The sequence below is a fragment of the Sphingomonas sp. Leaf37 genome (genome assembly GCF_920939475.1).
Classification (GTDB): Bacteria; Pseudomonadota; Alphaproteobacteria; order Sphingomonadales; family Sphingomonadaceae; genus Sphingomonas.
Genome location: NZ_CAKLAX010000002.1, coordinates 73,516 through 91,244, shown reverse-complemented (window position 1 = coordinate 91,244; position 17,729 = coordinate 73,516). Strand labels below are relative to the sequence as shown.

The 17,729-nt window shown below is 64.7% G+C and carries 19 protein-coding genes and 1 tRNA gene; 8 read left to right on the top strand and 12 right to left on the bottom strand.

The window, feature by feature from the left end; translation table 11 throughout:
* The first annotated feature begins 46 nt into the window (after window positions 1-46).
* From ilvN to LRA87_RS05635, 3 genes are all read left to right on the top strand, one after another.
* Entirely contained in the window at window positions 47-562 is a 516-nt protein-coding gene (gene ilvN, locus LRA87_RS05645; protein ID WP_230629961.1) for an acetolactate synthase small subunit, read from the top strand.
* Between the two features lie 96 nt (window positions 563-658).
* Window positions 659-1,678, top strand: coding sequence for a ketol-acid reductoisomerase (gene ilvC / locus LRA87_RS05640; RefSeq protein WP_230629959.1), 1,020 nt, complete (start codon window positions 659-661; stop codon window positions 1,676-1,678).
* Window positions 1,679-1,933: 255 nt separating this feature from the next.
* Complete coding sequence (locus tag LRA87_RS05635) at window positions 1,934-2,536, top strand: YceI family protein (RefSeq protein ID WP_230629957.1); 603 nt, start codon at window positions 1,934-1,936, stop codon at window positions 2,534-2,536.
* A 36-nt stretch (window positions 2,537-2,572) separates the two neighbouring features.
* Here the strand turns inward: LRA87_RS05635 and LRA87_RS05630 are convergent, their stop codons facing one another.
* The gene (locus tag LRA87_RS05630) at window positions 2,573-2,968 is read right to left on the bottom strand and encodes a BLUF domain-containing protein (protein ID WP_230629955.1); all 396 of its coding nucleotides are present in this window, start codon (window positions 2,966-2,968) and stop codon (window positions 2,573-2,575) included.
* A gap of 309 nt (window positions 2,969-3,277) precedes the next feature.
* Here LRA87_RS05630 and leuA point away from each other — a divergent pair, with 309 nt between their 5' ends.
* Window positions 3,278-4,933, top strand: a complete 1,656-nt coding sequence (gene leuA / locus LRA87_RS05625; protein ID WP_230629953.1) for a 2-isopropylmalate synthase — start codon at window positions 3,278-3,280, stop codon at window positions 4,931-4,933.
* Between the two features lie 43 nt (window positions 4,934-4,976).
* Here the strand turns inward: leuA and LRA87_RS05620 are convergent, their stop codons facing one another.
* From LRA87_RS05620 to folE, 3 genes are read right to left on the bottom strand one after another with little or no spacing between them, the layout of a single operon-like run.
* Window positions 4,977-5,336, bottom strand: coding sequence for a dihydroneopterin aldolase (locus LRA87_RS05620; RefSeq protein WP_230629951.1), 360 nt, complete (start codon window positions 5,334-5,336; stop codon window positions 4,977-4,979).
* Complete coding sequence (locus LRA87_RS05615) at window positions 5,329-6,072, bottom strand: SDR family oxidoreductase (RefSeq protein WP_230629949.1); 744 nt, start codon at window positions 6,070-6,072, stop codon at window positions 5,329-5,331. The genes LRA87_RS05620 and LRA87_RS05615 overlap by 8 nt, the downstream gene beginning before the upstream one ends.
* Window positions 6,072-6,692: a GTP cyclohydrolase I FolE gene (gene folE / locus LRA87_RS05610; protein WP_230629947.1), complete on the bottom strand. Its 621-nt coding sequence runs from the start codon at window positions 6,690-6,692 to the stop codon at window positions 6,072-6,074. The genes LRA87_RS05615 and folE overlap by 1 nt, the downstream gene beginning before the upstream one ends.
* 214 nt (window positions 6,693-6,906) lie before the next feature.
* On the opposite strand from folE, the gene LRA87_RS05605 reads away from it, so the two are divergent.
* From LRA87_RS05605 to LRA87_RS05595, 3 genes are all read left to right on the top strand, one after another.
* Window positions 6,907-10,038, top strand: coding sequence for a TonB-dependent receptor (locus LRA87_RS05605; protein ID WP_230629945.1), 3,132 nt, complete (start codon window positions 6,907-6,909; stop codon window positions 10,036-10,038).
* 79 nt (window positions 10,039-10,117) lie between these two features.
* On the top strand, window positions 10,118-10,324 hold the full coding sequence (locus LRA87_RS05600; RefSeq protein WP_443024839.1) for a DUF2945 domain-containing protein: 207 nt from the start codon (window positions 10,118-10,120) through the stop codon (window positions 10,322-10,324).
* 46 nt (window positions 10,325-10,370) lie between these two features.
* Window positions 10,371-10,631, top strand: a complete 261-nt coding sequence (locus LRA87_RS05595; protein WP_230629943.1) for an SWIB/MDM2 domain-containing protein — start codon at window positions 10,371-10,373, stop codon at window positions 10,629-10,631.
* Between the two features lie 107 nt (window positions 10,632-10,738).
* Here the strand turns inward: LRA87_RS05595 and LRA87_RS05590 are convergent, their stop codons facing one another.
* The 6 genes from LRA87_RS05590 to LRA87_RS05565 form a co-directional block, all read right to left on the bottom strand.
* Window positions 10,739-10,918, bottom strand: coding sequence for a hypothetical protein (locus tag LRA87_RS05590; RefSeq protein WP_230629941.1), 180 nt, complete (start codon window positions 10,916-10,918; stop codon window positions 10,739-10,741).
* 510 nt (window positions 10,919-11,428) lie between these two features.
* Window positions 11,429-11,505, bottom strand: a tRNA-Arg gene (locus LRA87_RS05585).
* 143 nt (window positions 11,506-11,648) lie between these two features.
* Window positions 11,649-12,080 carry a DUF1178 family protein gene (locus tag LRA87_RS05580; RefSeq protein ID WP_230629939.1) on the bottom strand — a complete coding sequence of 144 codons (432 nt, stop codon included), beginning with the start codon at window positions 12,078-12,080 and terminating at the stop codon, window positions 11,649-11,651.
* Window positions 12,077-12,898: a carbon-nitrogen hydrolase family protein gene (locus LRA87_RS05575; RefSeq protein ID WP_230629937.1), complete on the bottom strand. Its 822-nt coding sequence runs from the start codon at window positions 12,896-12,898 to the stop codon at window positions 12,077-12,079. The genes LRA87_RS05580 and LRA87_RS05575 overlap by 4 nt, the downstream gene beginning before the upstream one ends.
* Window positions 12,895-13,152 (bottom strand): glutaredoxin 3, encoded by a 258-nt coding sequence (gene grxC, locus LRA87_RS05570; protein ID WP_230629935.1) that lies wholly within the window; start codon window positions 13,150-13,152, stop codon window positions 12,895-12,897. Before grxC ends, LRA87_RS05575 begins: the two co-directional genes overlap by 4 nt.
* A gap of 31 nt (window positions 13,153-13,183) precedes the next feature.
* Complete coding sequence (locus LRA87_RS05565; RefSeq protein ID WP_230629933.1) at window positions 13,184-13,939, bottom strand: ComF family protein; 756 nt, start codon at window positions 13,937-13,939, stop codon at window positions 13,184-13,186.
* Between the two features lie 42 nt (window positions 13,940-13,981).
* Between LRA87_RS05565 and LRA87_RS05560 the strand changes: the two genes are divergently transcribed.
* Window positions 13,982-14,818, top strand: a complete 837-nt coding sequence (locus tag LRA87_RS05560) for a methyltransferase domain-containing protein (protein ID WP_230629931.1) — start codon at window positions 13,982-13,984, stop codon at window positions 14,816-14,818.
* Window positions 14,819-14,821: 3 nt separating this feature from the next.
* On the opposite strand, the gene LRA87_RS05555 is transcribed toward LRA87_RS05560, so the two are convergent.
* Together LRA87_RS05555 and LRA87_RS05550 are read right to left on the bottom strand one after the other, a co-directional pair.
* Complete coding sequence (locus tag LRA87_RS05555; RefSeq protein ID WP_230629929.1) at window positions 14,822-15,211, bottom strand: response regulator; 390 nt, start codon at window positions 15,209-15,211, stop codon at window positions 14,822-14,824.
* A 55-nt stretch (window positions 15,212-15,266) separates the two neighbouring features.
* Window positions 15,267-17,717 (bottom strand): tetratricopeptide repeat-containing hybrid sensor histidine kinase/response regulator, encoded by a 2,451-nt coding sequence (locus LRA87_RS05550; protein WP_230629927.1) that lies wholly within the window; start codon window positions 17,715-17,717, stop codon window positions 15,267-15,269.
* Window positions 17,718-17,729 lie beyond the last annotated feature (12 nt).

Here is a 17,729-nt window from a genome sequence, read left to right as displayed (position 1 = left end):
ACCCACCCCCAGCCCCTCCCTTGAAAGGGAGGGGAGCGAGATAGCGATGCACATCAAGACCGAAACAGCCGAACGCCACACGCTGGCGGTGATCGTCGACAACGAGCCAGGCATCCTCGCCCGGATCGCCGGCCTGTTCACCGCGCGCGGCTATAATATCGAGAGCCTGACGGTGTCGGAGATCACCGCCGACAAGTCGGTCAGCCGCATCACCATCGTCACCAGCGCATCGCCGGCGACGATGGAGCAGATCATGGCGCAGCTCGACCGCCTCGTCCCCGTGCACAAGGTCACCGACCTGACCGCACAGGGCGCGCACGTCGAACGCGAACTGGCGCTGATCAAGGTGCGCGGCACTGGCGATCACCGGATCGAGGCGCTGCGGTTGGCCGACGTCTATCGCGCCCGTGTGGTCGATGCGACGACCAGCAGCTTCGTTTTCGAGGTGACGGGATCGATCGAGAAGATCGACAAGTTCGTCGAACTGATGGGCGAAGTCGGCCTGATCGAGGTCGCCCGCACCGGCATCGTCGCCATCAGCCGCGGTAAAGAGGCGGCCTAAATTTCGTCATCCCCGCGGAGGCGGGGATCCATAATCACTGACCGCAGCGGGTATGGATCCCCGCCTCCGCGGGGATGACAAAAAGGGACTAGTACAATGAAGGTCTATTACGATCGCGACGCCGATCTGAACCTGATCACCGACAAGAAGATCGCCATCGTCGGTTACGGATCGCAGGGCCATGCCCATGCGCAGAACCTGCGCGACAGCGGCGTCAAGGATGTCGCGATCGCGCTGCGCGAAGGCTCGGCGACCGCAAAGAAGGCGATCGACGCCGGCTTCAAGGTGCTGTCGAACAAGGAAGCGGCGCAATGGGCCGACATCGTCATGATCCTGGCCCCTGACGAGCATCAGGCGGCGATCTGGGACACGGACCTCAAGGGGAACATGAAGCCCGGCGCGGCGCTCGCCTTCGCGCACGGCCTCAACGTCCACTTCGGCCTGATCGAGCCGCCGCAGGACATCGACGTCATCATGATCGCGCCCAAGGGTCCAGGCCACACCGTGCGCAGCGAATATGTCCGCGGCGGCGGCGTCCCCTGCCTGATCGCGATCCATCAGGACGCCAGCGGCAACGCGCATGACGTCGCGCTTGCGTACGCATCGGGCGTCGGCGGCGGTCGTTCGGGGATCATCGAGACGAACTTCCGCGAGGAATGCGAAACCGACCTGTTCGGCGAGCAGGCCGTGCTCTGCGGCGGCATCACCCACCTGATCCAGGCCGGGTTCGAGACGCTGACCGAGGCCGGCTACGCACCGGAAATGGCTTATTTCGAATGCCTCCACGAAACCAAGCTGATCGTCGACCTGCTGTATGAGGGCGGCATCGCCAACATGCGCTATTCGATAAGCAACACCGCGGAATATGGCGACATCGTCACCGGCCCGCGGATCATCACCGACGAGACCAAGAAGGAAATGAAGCGCGTCCTCGCCGACATCCAGTCGGGCCGCTTCGTCAAGAATTTCGTCCTCGATAACCGGGCCGGCCAGCCGGAGCTGAAGGCCAGCCGCAAGCAGGCCGCAGCGCATCCGATCGAGAAGGTCGGCACCGAGCTACGCGCGATGATGCCCTGGATCGGCGCCAACAAGCTGGTGGACAAGGACAAGAACTGAGCCCCACCCCAAATCCTCCCCGGCCAGGGGGAGGTGGCGCGGCGAAGCCATGACGGAGGGGGAGACATGAGGCGCACCTGCCATCGAAGTAGATCGCTTACCTCCCCCTCCACCATTCGGCTGACGCCGAACGGTCCCCCTCCCCCTTGCGGGGGAGGAACAGGATGGTGGCAAACGATCCGTTTCGGCTTTGGCCCTTCCGCAAACCGCCAACCCATGATTAAACCTCCGGAACAATCGTTCGGAGCTTCCATCATGCGCCTCATCCTCGCCGCCCTCGCCCTCACCGCCGCCATCCCTGCGATCGCGCAAACCGGCCTGCCCGGCACCCAGAGCAAGGCTGCCGTCACGGCCGGCACCTACAAGGTCGACCCTGCTCACACGCAGGTGACGTGGACGCTCAATCACATGGGCTTCAGCATGCTTTCGGGTCAGTTCGGGGCGCAGGACGGCACGCTCACGATCGACCCCGCCAAGCCGGCGGCCGCAAAGCTCGACGTGACATTCGCGATCGACCAGCTGTCGGTTACGTCGTCGGGCTTTTCCAACCACCTGAAGTCGAAAGACTTTTTCGACGTCGCCACCTACCCGACCGCGCGCTTCGTCTCGACCGCGGTGGTCGCAAGCGGCAGCACGGCGAAGATCACCGGTAATCTGACGATCAAGAATGTCACCAAGCCGGTCACGATCGATGCCACCTTCGTCGGCGCCGGCACCAACCCGATGAACAAGAAGGTCAATTTCGGCTTCCGTGGCACCACCACGATCAACCGCAGCGACTTCGGCCTCGGCATGGCGGTGCCGGTGGTGTCCGATCAGGTCAAGCTCGACATCAACGCTGCATTCGTCGCCCAATAATACTCTGGCATAATACTCTGGCGGTGCGCGGCCCGATCAGGCCGCGCGCCGCACTTTGGCGAACCCTTCGAACGTCGCACGCACCGTAGGATCGGCGTTGGCCGTCAGCCGCGCGATCCGGTCGATCGCGTCGCTATTGTCCTCGCCCGGCGCATTATATGCCATCGCCCATTCGCCGAACTCGCGCCGCTCGATGTCCCGGTTCGACAGGACGACCAGTGCATGGTGCCGATCGTCCTGCTGGATACGGGCGAACGTCGTATCGACCGACGCGTCGTCACCCTCGAGAGCCTGAAGAAACCTCTTGCCGTCGAAAAACAGCAGCCCGGTGACGCGCGCGCGCGCATTGTTGCGGCGCGATTGCGCGAGAATGGTTACCGGATCGACGATCGCCTGACGCCGTATGCTGCTGATATAGACGAGTTGCCGCATCGTAAGTCGTTCCCAACACATGTTAATAGGACGAACGACCGTCCTTATTGTCGATACCCCGCCAGGGTTAACGACAGGTCACCGGTTCCGATCGGATCGCAAATCGGGGCTTTTGCCGAGGTCTGTGGACAATGGACCGCTGCTCGGCCATGAACGCATCCAGCATGGACCGCGTTCGCACCCTTCTACGACTTATCCGCCCTTAGGGCGGCTGTTGCTCGTGCACGCTCCCCTAAGGGCCGGATAACCCTTCAGCACCAATTCCGCCGCGTGAGACCCGATGGTCCGCAGCAAAGACGGGACCGACACATGCTCCGCGATCCTTCGACCAAATACCGCCCCTTCCCCACTATCGACCTGCCCGACCGCCGCTGGCCGTCGAACGTCATCACGCGTGCGCCGCGCTGGCTGTCCACCGATCTGCGCGACGGCAATCAGGCGCTGATCGATCCGATGGACGCGGAGAAGAAAACCCGCTTCTTCGACCTGCTCGTGAAGACGGGGCTGAAGGAAATCGAGGTCGGCTTCCCCAGCGCGGGTGCGACCGAGTTCGACTTCATCAGCGGGCTGGTGAAGACCGGTCGCATTCCCGATGACGTATTCGTGCAGGTGTTGACGCAGTCGCGCCGCGACCTGATCGAAACCAGCTTCGCCAGCCTCGACGGCGCGAAGCAGGCGATCGTCCACCTCTACAACGCCGTCTCGCCCGCGTGGCGCAAGATCGTGTTCGGCATGACCCGCGACGAAGTGAAGCGGATCGCGATCGGCGGCGCCAAGGTGCTGCGCGACGAAGCCGCCAGGCGCCCGAATACCGACTGGCATTTCGAATACAGTCCGGAGACGTTCTCGACCGCCGAACTCGATTTCTCGGTCGAGGTGTGCGCGGCGGTAATGGAGGTGCTTCGGCCGACCGCCGACAAACCGATCATCTTCAATTTGCCGGCCACGGTCGAATGCGCGACACCCAATGTCTATGCCGACCAGATCGAATGGTTCGGCCGTAACATTCCGAACCGCGAGGCGGTCGTGATCTCGCTCCACACGCACAACGATCGCGGCACCGGCGTCGCCGCCGCCGAGCTCGGCCTGATGGCGGGCGCCGACCGGGTCGAGGGTTGCCTGCTCGGCAATGGCGAGCGCACCGGCAATTGCGACCTCGTGACCGTCGCGCTCAACATGTACACGCAGGGTGTATCGCCGAACCTCGACCTGTCGGACATCGACGCAATCGTGAAGACGGTGGATTATTGCACCAACATCCCCGTCCATCCGCGCACGCCCTACGCGGGCGATCTCGTCTTCACCGCCTTTTCCGGCAGTCATCAGGACGCGATCAAGAAGGGCTTCACGGCACAGGCGGCCCGCAACGATGCGCTGTGGGAAGTACCGTACCTGCCGATCGATCCCGCAGACCTCGGCCGCAGCTACGAAGCCGTGATCCGCGTCAATTCGCAGTCCGGCAAGGGTGGCGTCGCATGGGTGATCGAACAGGACAAGGGCCTGAAGCTCCCCAAACGGCTTCAGGCGGACTTCAGCCGCCACGTCCAGGCGCTGGCCGACGAGACCAGCCGCGAACTCGGCGCCGCCGACATCTGGGGCCGGTTCGAGGCGACCTATCTGCCCCGCGAAGGCGACCGCTTCGTCCTGCGCGACTATGATGAAACCGGCACCGCGGGTTCGCGGCTGTTCGTCGGCCGCGTGGCGGTGGACGGGACCGAGCGGTCGATCTCCGGTCGCGGCAACGGCCTGATCTCCGGCGTTATCGCTGCACTGGGCGAAACCGGTCCGGAGCTCGACGTCGTCGACTATAGCGAACATGCGATCGGTCATGGCGCCGATGCGCAGGCGGCGGCTTACGTCGAATGCCGCACCGCGGACGGGCGCACGGTGTTCGGTGTCGGCCTCGATACCGACATCGCCACCGCGAGCGTGCGCGCGGTGCTGAGCGCGGCGAACCGGGCCTAGGCCGCCGCGGTGACCGACCGCCGACATCGAACACGTGCCGCGGTCAGGCGATTGTCCGACCGCGCACGACCTCACACCCTACGGCAGCATCGGGATACACATCCGGCTTCATCGACCGGACCCGCACCTCGCGTACGCGGACGTCGCGGAGACAGAGCGACGCCACCGTATCGACCAGCGTTTCCTGCAAGTCGAACCCCGGCCCCTCGGCCAGAGCCTGGATACCGGTGCGGATGAAGTCGTAGTCGAGCACCTCGCCGATCCGGTCGCCGCTCGGCGGCGCGGCGTAATCGACCGTCATCCACACCGTCAGGCGGACGCGTTGCGGGACCGCTTCGTGCGGGTGGATGCCGAGCCGCATCGCGACCTCCAGCCCGTCGAGGATGATGGTGTATTCAGCCATCCCGGCCATCGAACATCACGTCGCCATCACGTTTCACGAAGCGCTGACCGCAATCGACGTACAGCGTCTGGCCGGTGATGCTGCGCGCGCCCAGCAGGTAAACCACTGCTTCCGCGACGTTCGCCGCACCGACCGGGCGACGAAGGATGTTGTCGGAGGCGACGCGGGCGAACTCGGCCTCGCTCTGATCGCCGCTCGGCAAGGTGATGCCGGGAGCGATGGCGTTGACCCGCACGCGGGGCGCAAGCGCCTGCGCCAGCATCTCCGTCGCACCGGCGAGCGCGTATTTGCTGAGCGAATAGCTGAAGAAATCGGGATTGGGGTTGGCGAGCTTCTGGTCGAGCAGATTGACCACGGCGCCATCCTCGACATCGTCCTGCGCCGCCAGCGCCGCGGCGAGCATGGCGGGGGCAACGGTGTTGATCGCGTGCAGGCGAGCGGCGAGCGTGGCGTCGATCGCCTCCGGACGATCGTATTCGAACGCGGACGCGCTGTTGACCAGCGCGGTGATCGGGCCGCCAGCGGCTTCGCGCGCCCGTGCGAACACAGCGGGCGCGCCCGCCGCATCGGCGAGGTCGCCCTGCACGATCGCGCCGCCGAGTTCCTCGGCCAAAGCCCGCGCCGCATCCGCCGAATGGCCGTAATGGATCACCACGCGCCATCCGGCCCCCGCCGCTGCCCGCGCGATCGCGGCACCGAGCCGCCTGGCGCCGCCGGTCACCAGCACGGTGCGCATCAGCAACCCATCAGCGCGAGCACTTCCTTGCGGCTGCGCTCGTCGTCCCGAAACACGCCCATCATCCGGCTGGTGACCATCGACACACCGGGCGTACGGACGCCGCGCGCAGTCATGCAGGCGTGGCTCGCCTCGATCACGACGGCGACCCCCTGCGGCTTCAGATTGTCCCAGATGCAGTCGGCGACCTCGGCGGTCAGGCGCTCCTGGACCTGCAACCGGCGGGCGAAGCCATGCAGCACGCGCGCCAGCTTGCTGATCCCGACGACATGGTTCTGCGGCAGGTAGGCGATATGCGCCTTGCCGATGATCGGCGCCATGTGATGTTCGCAATGCGACTGGAACGGGATGTCCTTCAGCAGCACGATCTCGTCATAGCCCCCCACCTCTTCGAACACGCGTTCGAGATGTTTGGCAGGATCGTCGCCATAGCCGGCGCAATATTCCTTCCACGCCTTCGCCACGCGACGCGGGGTGTCGATCAGCCCTTCGCGTGTGGGATCGTCGCCTGCCCATCGGATCAGCGTGGCGATGGCCGCGGTGACATCCGCGGGAATGGCGGCCGTGCCGCCGCCCTCGATCAGGTCGCCGTCGTCGGGCGTCGCAGTGCGATCAGCCATGTTTCGTCTTCTCCATCATGCTGCGCCGCAACCAACCGCAAGTTCGATTTTGCAACTCGTCCATCCCGTCAACTGACCGACATACCCGTGATCTACCAAGCAAATACCGGTTGACGCAGCATTTCAACAATCGTTAGCTTCGCCATACCCGAAACTGGAACTTTCGTATCGCAGGCGTCAGACCACGCGAACGGGACAGGGAGAGGATGCCACCATGAAGAAGTACGACCTGCTCGTCGCATCGGCACTCGTCATGCTGCCAGCGATTCCCGCCGCCGCGCAAAGCGCCACTACCACGTCCGCACAGACGACGGCACCCACCAACGGGCCGGACCAGGAATCGGGCCAGCCGGCGCGGCCGACCGACGCCAGCGATATCGTCGTCACCGCACAGCGCCAGTCGCAGCGATTGCAGGACGTGCCGATCGCGGTCAGCGCCTTCACCGCGGAAAATCTGGAGAAACAGCAGATCGTCAATCCGACGGCGTTGCAGCAGACGCTGCCCAACGTCACCTTCACCAAGACGAACTTCACCTCGTCCAGCTTCACGATCCGCGGGATCGGCGATCTGTGCGTCGGCGCGAGTTGCGACAGCGCGACCGCGATCCACGTCAACGACATGCCATTGGTGTCGACGCGGCTGTTCGAGAGCGAGTTCTTCGATCTGGAGCGCGTCGAGGTGCTGCGCGGACCGCAGGGAACGTTGTTCGGCCGCAACGCGACCTCGGGCGTCGTCAACTTCATCACCGCGAAGCCCGATCTTTCGGCAATTCACGCGGCGGGCGAGTTCGAATATGGCAATTTTGATTCGAAACGCGTGCGCGGCATGTTCAACCTGCCGATCGGCGACACGCTCGGCATCCGCGTCGCGGGCACCTATCTGAAGCGCGACGGCTATACGAAGAACCTGTTCGACGGCAGCCGGCTCGACGGGCGCGATCTGTATTCGCTCCGCGGCACGCTGTCGTGGGAGCCGACCAGCGACACGCGCATCGACCTGATCGGTTATTATTTCGACGAACGCGACGATCGCAGCCGGATCCAGAAGCAGCTATGCCATCGCGACCCCACCGGCGTCCTGGGCTGCTTGCCCGACCGGCTGGCGAACGAAACGACCAACGGCAATTCCACGCTGGCGACGATGTATAGTTCGCGCGAATTCTACGCATCCTCGCTCGGCGCGACCTTTGCGCAATATGCGCTGGCCAGCGTTTACGGGCCGGATACCTATGCCGGTGTGATCAACCCGGGCGACGTGCGAACGGTGAACGTCGACTATAAGCCGACGTATTTTAGCGAGGAAGAGCAATATACCGCCAAGATCTTCCACGATTTCGGGCCGGTATCGTTCAACTTCACCGGCGGCTATGCGCGCAATTCGGTGGATTCGACCACGGATTACAACCTTGCGGTGGAGAACCCACTCGGTACGAACGTCGGGGCGCTGACGCTGATCGGCACCGCCGCCGCGCCCGGCGCGCTGTTCCCCGGCGGGATCAATCCTTTCACCGACGCCGTTGCGGCGCTGTTCCCCAATCGCAACACCGGCACCGTTTGCCAGTCCAATCCACGACCAGGCAACGGCGTGTTCAGCGGTGATGCGTTGTGCGGGCCGCGCAGTCAGGACGTCGACCGCTCCAACGCGCGCAGCCGGCAATTTTCGGCAGAGGCGCACATCGACAGCAACTTCGACGGCATGTTCAACTTTCTGATCGGCGGCATCTACGTCGACCAGAAAATCCGCGACAACAGCTATTATGTTACCGCCTTCCCGCTCGATTACGGCGCGGCGGTGATCGGCGCGGCGAACGCGCTCGGCACCCGCGCCGCGGGAGGAACGATCCCCAACGTCTTCGCCTCGACGCCCTTCTACCGCAGCTTCACCGACCGCGTGCATCTCAAATCCTACGGTCTGTTCGGCGAAACCTATTTTGCGTTCAACGACCGGCTGAAGCTGACGCTCGGCCTGCGTTACAATCATGACGAAAAGGACGTTCGTGCCCGCACGTCGTTCATCTTCGATACCAAGACGCGGACGCTGGTCGACGCGAGCGGTACGACGCGACGCGATGCGGAGGGCAATGCGATTGCGGTATCGGCGGTATCGACCGCGCTCGTCCCATACGCCAATCCCGGCTCGCTGGAGAATGCGGTCGATTACGCGACGCTCGACTACGATCCGTTCACCACCGGTAACCAGCCGTTCGGCCTCGCCAACGTATCGTTCGGACGGCTGACCGGCCGCGCGGTGCTCGATTACCAGATCACCTCGGACAATCTGCTCTACGCGTCCTACTCGCGCGGCTACAAATCGGGCGGCGTCAATCCGCCGCTGTCGCCGGTGTTCGCTGTGCCGCAGGCGTTCGCGCCGGAAACGGTGGATTCGTTCGAGATCGGGTCGAAGAATTCGTTCCTGAACCGTACGTTGCAGCTCAATCTAACCGGCTTTTATTACAAGTACAAACGATTGCAACTCAGCCGCATCGTCGCGCGCACGGCCGTAAACGACAACGTGAACGCTGACATCTATGGTATCGAGGCGGAGGCGATCGTCCGCCCGTCACGCGCCCTGGTGGTGAACATGAACTTCAGCTATTTGAAGTCGAAGATCACCAGCGACAAGTTCATCGGCAATCCGCAGGATCCCGCCAACGGCCGCACCGATACGGTGATTATCAAGGATATCACCAACGCGTCGAACTGTGCGGTGCGCCCGACGGTGGCAGGCAATGCCGCAGGTGCCAATGCCTTCGTCGGTGCGGTCAACAGTGCGTTCGGATTGCGTGCGCCGGTCGGCGTGCCGAATACCGGCACGACAGGCGCCTTTTCGATCTGCGACGCGCTGGCGGCGGCATCGGCGGGTGCCCTCGCGGTGTACAATCCAGCGCTGGCAGCATTGCAGGGCCCGCTCAATGCCGCATTCGGCACCAACGGCGCGGGCGCGCTGCCGTTCGTGGTCGACCGCAGCGGCGTGCTGGTCAACATTCGCGGCAACCAGCTGCCACAGGCACCGCGCTACAAATTCTCCGCCGGGGTACAATATACCGCGCAGTTCGGCGACGGGTACAGCATCGTGCCGCGGGTCGACCTCGCTTACACCGGCGAATTCTACGCCAGCATCTTCAACCGTGCCATCAACCGCGTGCAGGGCTATGAGGTCGTCAATGCGCAGGTGCAGTTCAACGCGCCCGACGACCGTTTCTACGTCCGCGGCTTCGTGCAGAACCTGACGAAGAACAACGGCATTACCGGGCAATATGTCACCGACCAGTCGTCGGGCCTGTTCACCAACATCTTTACTATCGAGCCGCGCCGCTATGGCCTCGCCGCCGGGTTCAAATTCTGATCGATGGAAGTCTTTGGCAGCGGTGCAACCGTTTGACGGGTCTGCGCGCTTTTCGCGCACGGACCTCAACGGGAGACGGATGATGGCAGAGCTCAAGGCCGGCGACAAAGTGACGTGGAAGAGCCATGGCGGCACCGCCCATGGCAAGGTCGAGAAGAAGCAGACGAGCGACACGCATATCAAGGGCCATACGGTCAGGGCATCGAAGGACGATCCGCAGTACATCGTAGAGAGTGACAACGGTGGAAAGGCGGCGCACAAGGCGGGCGCGCTCAAGAAGGCGTGATTTTCAAGCGTCCGGTATGGACCGGACGCCAGCAGGAAGGAATGCGATGGCTACGACTACCAAGACCGGCGGCATCCACGCCCCCGTTCAGCCCTCCGAGGAACTGGGCGCGATCGTCGGCAACGAGAAGCTGCCGCGCAGCCAGGTGATCAGCAAGGTGTGGGAATACATCAAGGCCAACAACCTGCAGAACCCCGAGAACAAGCGCGAAATTCTCGCCGACGAAAAGCTGAAGAAGGTTTTCGGTCGCGACAAGTGCACCATGTTCGAGATGAACAAGTACATTTCGCAGCATGTGAAGGCCTGAGCCCGATCGACATCCCATCGGGAGCATCGCGCCGTGCGGACGCCGGTGCTCCCGACAGGATGTGTCGATAAGCGTTAGATAGCGCTAGCGGTCGCCAATCCGTACCGTCAGCGTCCGCGCGCATCGACGAAGGGCAGGATGACGATCGAGACCATGATCATCGTCACACCGGCGGCAACGTAGATCCAGAACGACAGCGGCTTCATGCCCGCCGCGCTTGCGACGGAACAGCCGCGCCATGACCGTTCATACCCGAACATCCCGTCGACCAACACCGACGGCATCATAGCAGCGCTATGTTGCGGGCCTCTTTCACATCAATGGGGTGGCACGGCGGGAGCAGCGGGGGGAGACCCGGAACCGCCGTACCATCCACTATGTGGGCTTGACCTATAGGTAAGGCAAGTGCCGCGCCGGGATAGATTTGCAGGGGCATGCCTGCGCCCGGATGCGGTGCCGCGGCGGGATCGTGTGACGAGCACGAATTTTTGTTTCCCGCCGCGACGGTTTCATAACGCATCGGCAACGCTTTTCGTCCAGTCCCCGCGGCCGCAAAATAGGACGATGAGAGAAACACCGCAGACGTACGGGCGTCGTGAGGATCATGAGACGCGTTCGGCAGGAGTGATCGTGTCCCGCCCACTCGCGCAATTCTGCCCTCGCGAAGCCGGACGCGGCCGCGAAGCTGACGGGAGAAAGGCCGGCGGTGTCCCTGATCGGAGAGCCTATCGCTGATCCAATCGACGTCAACGCGCTGCTTCACGACTGCCAACGACTTCATCGGCAGTCAGAAAACGTGGTGACCCCGGCGCGATTCGAACGCGCGACCTACAGATTAGGAATCTGGCGCTCTATCCTGCTGAGCTACGGGGCCGTCGACCCGAATGATACCGGGCGGTGCCAAGCGGGTCTAGGCCGGATCGACATTCGTCACCGGAGATCGAGGCGTCGCATTCCTTAAAGGCGGCCTCGAACCTCTCTGCCCGTCACCAAACGAGGCTGCCGGCCAAACGATCTTCAGTTCGCCTTTTCGGGCGGCACCACCGGCAACGGCAATGGCGCGACCGGAACGCCATCGTCGATCAGCGCCTTCGCCTCGGCAAGGCTGGCCTGACCGTGGATCGGCTTGGTGGCCTCGTCGCCCGCATGCATAGCGCGGGCCTGGGCCGCGAAACCGGTGCCGACCCACGTCGATCCCTCCAGCGCCTTCGCCTGCCCTGCTGCAAGCATGCGCAACGCCTGCTTGACCACTGCCGGTGACGGCGGTTCGCTGCGCCGGTTGCCCTTAGCCGCTATGCCGGGCGCCATCGCCGCCTTCACGACCTCGGGGTTGCCACACATCGGGCAGGCGACCTGACCGGCGGCCGATTGCGCCTCGTAATCGGCACTCGATCCGAACCACGCCTCGAATACGTGGCCGCCGCCGCAGCGCAGGTCGAACACGATCATACGTGCGTGATCGGCGGGATCGTGCGGCGATGCGACAGGACGGGAATACGCGACCGGACATCGGCGACGCGCTCCGGATCGATTTCGGCGAATCCCAGCCCGCGCGCTTCACCCATATCGAGCAGCACCTCGCCCCAGGGATCGACGACCAGCGAATGCCCATAGGTCAGACGGCCGTCCTCATGCGCCCCGGCCTGCGCCGCCGCCACGACGAAGCAGCCGGTTTCGACCGCGCGCGCACGCAGCAGGACGTGCCAGTGCGCCGATCCGGTCGGGCGGGTGAAGGCCGCGGGAATCGACAACACCTGTGCTCCAGCCGCCGCGAGCCCAGCGTACAACGCCGGGAACCGAAGATCGTAACAGATCGACAATCCCGTTGCCCCGACCGGCGTATCGGCGACGATCGCCGCCTCACCGGGAGCATAGGCCGCCGATTCACGCCAGCTTTCGCCCGTGGGCAAATCGACGTCGAACAGGTGCATCTTGTCGTAACGTGCCCGGATCGCGCCTGTCGCATCGATCACGAAGCTGCGATTGGCCCAGCGCCCGTCCTCACGCTGGATCGCCAGCGATCCCAGCTGGACCCATATCCCGGCCCTGGCGGCGGCATCACGGACGCTCGCGAGCACGGGGTCATCCGCCTCCGCGTGGATCGATGCGGCGGCGCGCCCGCGATCGCGATCGATCAGGCCCGCCATCTCCGGCGCGAACGCCATGACCGCGCCATTGGCGGCAGCAGCGGCGATGCCGTGACGCAAATCCGCGGCATTGACGGCGGTATCGATCCCGCTCGTCATCTGCAGCAGCGCGATCCTCATACCGCGAGCAGCGGGTCGAGCTCCCCACGCGCGTCCAGCGCCGCAAGATCGTCGGATCCGCCGATATGCCGACCGTCGATGAACACCTGCGGCACCGTCGTGCGGCCGTCCGCCCGCTGGATCATCTCCTGCCGCTGGGGGCCGCCCATCGTGATGTCGTATTCCTGCGGCGTCACGCCCTTCGAGCCCAGCAACCGCATCGCCCGCGAGCAATAGGGACAGAACGCCTTGGTGTAGATTTCGACCTTTGCCATGACCACGAGGTGTGGGTTCGCACCTCTCTTGTCAATCGCCCGGGGTGTCGTCCGCGATGACCCGCGCCCAGCACAGGATCGTGACCGACGCCGCGCCCGCTGCGATCAATGCACGGGTGCAGGCAGCTGTGGTCGAGCCGGTGGTGTACACATCGTCGACCAGACCGATCGCCTTGCCCGCGACGCGGCTACGATCGGGCACCGCGAAGGCGCCGCTGACCGCCCGACGTCGCCCGCGACTGCCGAGACCGCGCAACACGATCGTCTGCCGCCGCCGGACGAGAGCGAAGGGATCGTGCGCCACGCCGCATCGGCGATGCAGCGCATCCCCGATCAGTCCCGCCTGATTGAACCCGCGCGACCACAGGCGCCAGCGATGCAGCGGCACCGGCACCAGCAGATCGAGTCCCGGCGGTACGACGACGGCGATCCGCGCCGCCATCGTATCCGCGATGCCGATGCGCCGACCGTATTTCAGTTGCAAGGCGAGTTGGCGCGCGACGGCACCATAAGCGACGGCGGCACGCACGCCCGCGTGACGCGGCGGATCGGCCAGGCACGGCCCGCACATCGCACCCTGCCCCCGATCATAATCGAACGGCAGATTGCATCCGGCGCACCACGGCGGGCCGATCAGATGCAGGCCCGCCCAGCACGATGCGCAGAACCGGTGATCCGCCGCGACGGGCGTTCCGCAACCGGGGCAACGGGGTGGCAGCGCCAGCGCAACGATCGACGCCCCCGCTCGCGCGACCAATCTGCCCAGCGATGCGACGTACGGTCCCATGGCCGCTTGTCGCGCGCAGTCGCAGCGGGCACAAGCCGCCGCGTGAGCGCACCCGACATCTTCGACCGCGTGGCCCGCAGGCTGCGCCGTGACCGCGCTGCGGCGCATGACTATGCCGCGCACGCGTTCCTGCGTGACGTTATGGTCGAGGGCATTCTGGAACGGTTGGATGCCGTGAGACGCGATTTCACCGATATTCTCGATCTGGGTGCCCCCGATGCCGGGATCGCAGTACCGAATGCACGCATCGCCCGCGCCGATCCGGGTTTCCGCTTCGCGCAGCGCACGGGCGGAGTCCAGGTGGATGAGGATCGTCTGCCCTTTGCGGACGGCAGCTTCGACGGTGTTCTGAGCGCGGGCGTTTTGGATCAGGTCAACGATCTGCCCGGCGCTTTGTCGCTGATCCGCCGTACGTTGCGCCCGGATGGCCTGTTCCTGGGTGCCTTTCTGGGGGCGGGCAGCTTGCCCGCATTACGGGCGTCGCTGCGCACGGCGGAAGGCGACCGGCCGGCCGCGCGTCTTCACCCGCAGATCGACGTCCGCTCGGCTGGCGACCTGCTGGTGCGCGCCGGTTTTTCGCTGCCGGTGGCCGATATCGAAACGTTCGACGTGCGCTATGCCAGCTTCGGCCGGTTGCTCGACGATTTGCGTGGAATGGCCGCCAGCAACGTGCTGGTCGATCGCGTGGCGATGTCGCGCGAGACACTGGCGCGCGCCGCCGCCGCCTTCGCTGCGGCCGCCGCTCCGGACGGGCGAACCACCGAACGGTTCGTCATCGTGTTCCTGACCGGCTGGGCGCCCGATGCCTCCCAGCCGAAACCGGCGCGCCGGGGCAGCGCAACCGCGTCGCTCGCCGCCGCCCTGAAGCCGGGCGGCTGATCCTCAGACGATCATTCCGCCATCGGCGTCACGCGCGAGGATCCGGCCCATCGCCTCGAACAGGGCATCCATCGCTACCGGCTTGAACAGCACCTCGTCGGCACCCGCAGCGATACAGCGCTCGCGCAAGTCCAGCGCCGTATCCGCGGTGATGACGATGATCGGGACGTTCGCCTTCGCATCGCCGCGCGCCCGGATGTGTTCGATCGCCGTAATGCCATCCATCCCCGGCATGCGCAGATCGACCAGCAACATGTCGAACGTTTGGGTATCGAGTGCCGCCAGCCCGGCTTCGGCACTTTCCGCCTCCGCCATCGTAGCCCCGGCGACATCGAGCATATCCCGCACGACGCGCCGGTTCATCCGGTCGTCCTCGATGAACAACACGTTCATTGCGAGGACATCAGCATGGTCGGCGGTTTGTAGGACATGGTCCTGCGTCTACGCTTCATGCCGCCTGCGACACAAGTGTTGCGTCACCCTCAGGATAAACGAATGCGACCAATGACATGCCACTGACCGGCTTGATAACGTTGGTAAATCGATGAGTTACCGTCTTCGAGCGGCGCATGCCGTCGTCGCCTGCGGGCCACAAAATCACGGTCCGCGCATCTCCCGCCAAAGCGGTCAATTCGTCCAGCCAGGCCTCGCCACCATCGCGATCCGCATCGATCGGCGGGGCGACCGACGCATCGACGACGATCCGACCGATGCCTCCACGGCCCAACGCAATCACGGCGTCGTCCCAGGTGCCAGCCAGCGCGATGGCATCTGCATGCGGCGACAGTAAGGTCTTGAGCATGTTGCGCGTGATCGGATTGCGATCGACGATCAGCAACGACGGCACGGCGGCATCGGCGCAGTCCGCCCCCGCCCCCACCATCGCATCGGTCCGAACGAGCGGCAGATCGACCACGAACCGCGACCCTTCGCCCGGCACGCTTTCGACCGCCACGTCACCGTCCATCGCCCGTGCAAGATTGCGACAGATCGCGAGACCCAGGCCGGTGCCGCCGAACCGGCGCGTGGTGCTGGTGTCGGCCTGTTTGAACGATTCGAAAATCTCGTCGCATTTGTCCGGCGCAATGCCGACGCCGGTATCAGCGATCACGATGCGCAGCCGTTCGTCCCCGGTCGCAGCGACATCCAGCACGACGCTGCCGCTGGCGGTGAACTTCAGCGCATTGGACATCAGGTTGAAGACGATCTGCCGCAGGCGTGCCGCGTCGCCGACGATCATGGCCGGACAATCATCCAGATTGCGGCGGAAGTGCAGCCCCTTCGCGTGCGCCTGATCGTCCCACAGGCGTGTCGATTCCGCCAGCATCGCACGCAGATCGAACGGTGCTGCCTCGATGACCAGATGACCGGTTTCCATCTTGGCGACGTCGAGAATATCGTCGACCAACGCCCGCATCGTCATGCCGGCGCTGTGCACCACCGTCAGCCGATCACGCGTCGAACCCGCGACATTGCCGTCGGCGAGCATCACCTGCGTCATGCCGAGGATGCCGTTCAGTGGCGTGCGGATTTCATGACTGGTCGTGGCGAGGAATTCGGTCTTTGCCGCCAGCGCCTTGCCGAGCGCGGTGTTGGTGATCGCCAGATCGGCGTTGGCGGCACGCACATGATTGCGACTGCGGCGAATGGTGATGAGGCCGAATGCCAGCAACGCGACGACGATCGCCGTGGCGACCGCGGCGACAAGGAAGATATCGCGCTGCGTCCGTGCGCGTGCCTGTGCGAACGCGGCGTTGCGGCGGGCCTCGTCACGCTGCAAGCTCGTGATCTTCAATTCCTGATTGGCGAAGTCGAACCGCGCCGCCATCAGCGCCCCTCCGGTCGAACGTGCCAGCGCCGTCGCCTCGTCGTCGAGGCGCTTCAACGCGACGAGGTGCCGCAGCGCAAGGTCGTGCTCGCCGTTCGCGCGGTAGATCGTATAGGCGGTGCGATGCGCCTCGCGATCGATCAGCGTCGTCTTGGCAAGGTCTTCGCCCGCGAACCGCTCGCCGATCAACGTCGTCGCTCTGGCGATGTCTCCGCGCTGGAACGCGGCCTGCGCTGCGAGCGCGACAAGCAGCTTGCGGTAGCCCGCACCTTCGCCGCGCGTCGATAGCCCCAGCCCCTCGTCGATCGCCCGCTGCGCACCGGCGACATCCTTGCCCAGCAGTCGCGCCTCGGCGATGTTGCCCAGCACCAGCACGCGCAGCAACGGACTGTCCATGCGCTCAGTCAGCGTCAACGCCTGTCGGAACTGCGCCTCCGCGGCATGGAAGCGCCCCAGATCCTTCAGCGCATTGCCGCGGTTGTTGTACACCGATAGCGCAAGCTTCGGGTCCGACTTGTAAAGGGCCAGCGCCTGATCGAAATACTTCAACGCTTTCGCATAATCGTTCGCGCTGTTGTACAACGATCCGATCGATTGCAGCGCCTTGGACTGGCTGCGCAGATCGCCGAGTTTTCGAAAGATATCATAGGCGCGCTGATAGTCGTTCAGCGCAGCGGCGACGTTGGCCTGTACGGTGTTGATCCAGGCGCTCGCCAGCAGCGCATCGCCATGAAGCTGCGATCCGGGTGCCACGCGCGACGACACCTGCACCGCGCGCGTGACCAGCGGATCGGCGCCGGGCACGTCGTTCAGCCGCATCAGCGCCTCGCCCCGCAGCCATACCGCCGTCGCCTGCATGACAGCGCGATCTCTGGACTTGGGTTCGCGACTGGCAAGGCGTTCCGCAGCCAGCGCCTTGGCGACCGTCACGTGCGGATCGGTCAGCATCGCCGTCTTCGCTTCGGCCGCAAGCCGATCGAACTGGCGCTCGATCGGCGCGGCGTGAGCGGAACTGATCAACCCGGCAAGGCATAGCAGCCAGACCGCGGCGAACCGGACGAGCGGCGTCACCGGAATGCGCAT

Excerpts from the sequence above, each read along its gene's own strand:
- LRA87_RS05600 (WP_443024839.1), top strand. The coding sequence starts at position 10,118 with ATGATGGCAGAGCTCAAGGCCGGCGACAAAGTGACGTGGAAGAGCCAT.
- LRA87_RS05555 (WP_230629929.1), bottom strand. The coding sequence starts at position 15,211 with ATGAACGTGTTGTTCATCGAGGACGACCGGATGAACCGGCGCGTCGTG.
- LRA87_RS05630 (WP_230629955.1), bottom strand. The coding sequence starts at position 2,968 with ATGCGGCAACTCGTCTATATCAGCAGCATACGGCGTCAGGCGATCGTC.
- LRA87_RS05620 (WP_230629951.1), bottom strand. The coding sequence starts at position 5,336 with ATGGCTGAATACACCATCATCCTCGACGGGCTGGAGGTCGCGATGCGG.
- grxC (WP_230629935.1), bottom strand. The coding sequence starts at position 13,152 with ATGGCAAAGGTCGAAATCTACACCAAGGCGTTCTGTCCCTATTGCTCG.
- LRA87_RS05615 (WP_230629949.1), bottom strand. The coding sequence starts at position 6,072 with ATGCGCACCGTGCTGGTGACCGGCGGCGCCAGGCGGCTCGGTGCCGCG.
- ilvC (WP_230629959.1), top strand. The coding sequence starts at position 659 with ATGAAGGTCTATTACGATCGCGACGCCGATCTGAACCTGATCACCGAC.
- leuA (WP_230629953.1), top strand. The coding sequence starts at position 3,278 with ATGCTCCGCGATCCTTCGACCAAATACCGCCCCTTCCCCACTATCGAC.
- LRA87_RS05635 (WP_230629957.1), top strand. The coding sequence starts at position 1,934 with ATGCGCCTCATCCTCGCCGCCCTCGCCCTCACCGCCGCCATCCCTGCG.
- LRA87_RS05605 (WP_230629945.1), top strand. The coding sequence starts at position 6,907 with ATGAAGAAGTACGACCTGCTCGTCGCATCGGCACTCGTCATGCTGCCA.
- folE (WP_230629947.1), bottom strand. The coding sequence starts at position 6,692 with ATGGCTGATCGCACTGCGACGCCCGACGACGGCGACCTGATCGAGGGC.
- LRA87_RS05580 (WP_230629939.1), bottom strand. The coding sequence starts at position 12,080 with ATGATCGTGTTCGACCTGCGCTGCGGCGGCGGCCACGTATTCGAGGCG.
- LRA87_RS05595 (WP_230629943.1), top strand. The coding sequence starts at position 10,371 with ATGGCTACGACTACCAAGACCGGCGGCATCCACGCCCCCGTTCAGCCC.
- ilvN (WP_230629961.1), top strand. The coding sequence starts at position 47 with ATGCACATCAAGACCGAAACAGCCGAACGCCACACGCTGGCGGTGATC.
- LRA87_RS05590 (WP_230629941.1), bottom strand. The coding sequence starts at position 10,918 with ATGATGCCGTCGGTGTTGGTCGACGGGATGTTCGGGTATGAACGGTCA.
- LRA87_RS05575 (WP_230629937.1), bottom strand. The coding sequence starts at position 12,898 with ATGAGGATCGCGCTGCTGCAGATGACGAGCGGGATCGATACCGCCGTC.
- LRA87_RS05565 (WP_230629933.1), bottom strand. The coding sequence starts at position 13,939 with ATGGGACCGTACGTCGCATCGCTGGGCAGATTGGTCGCGCGAGCGGGG.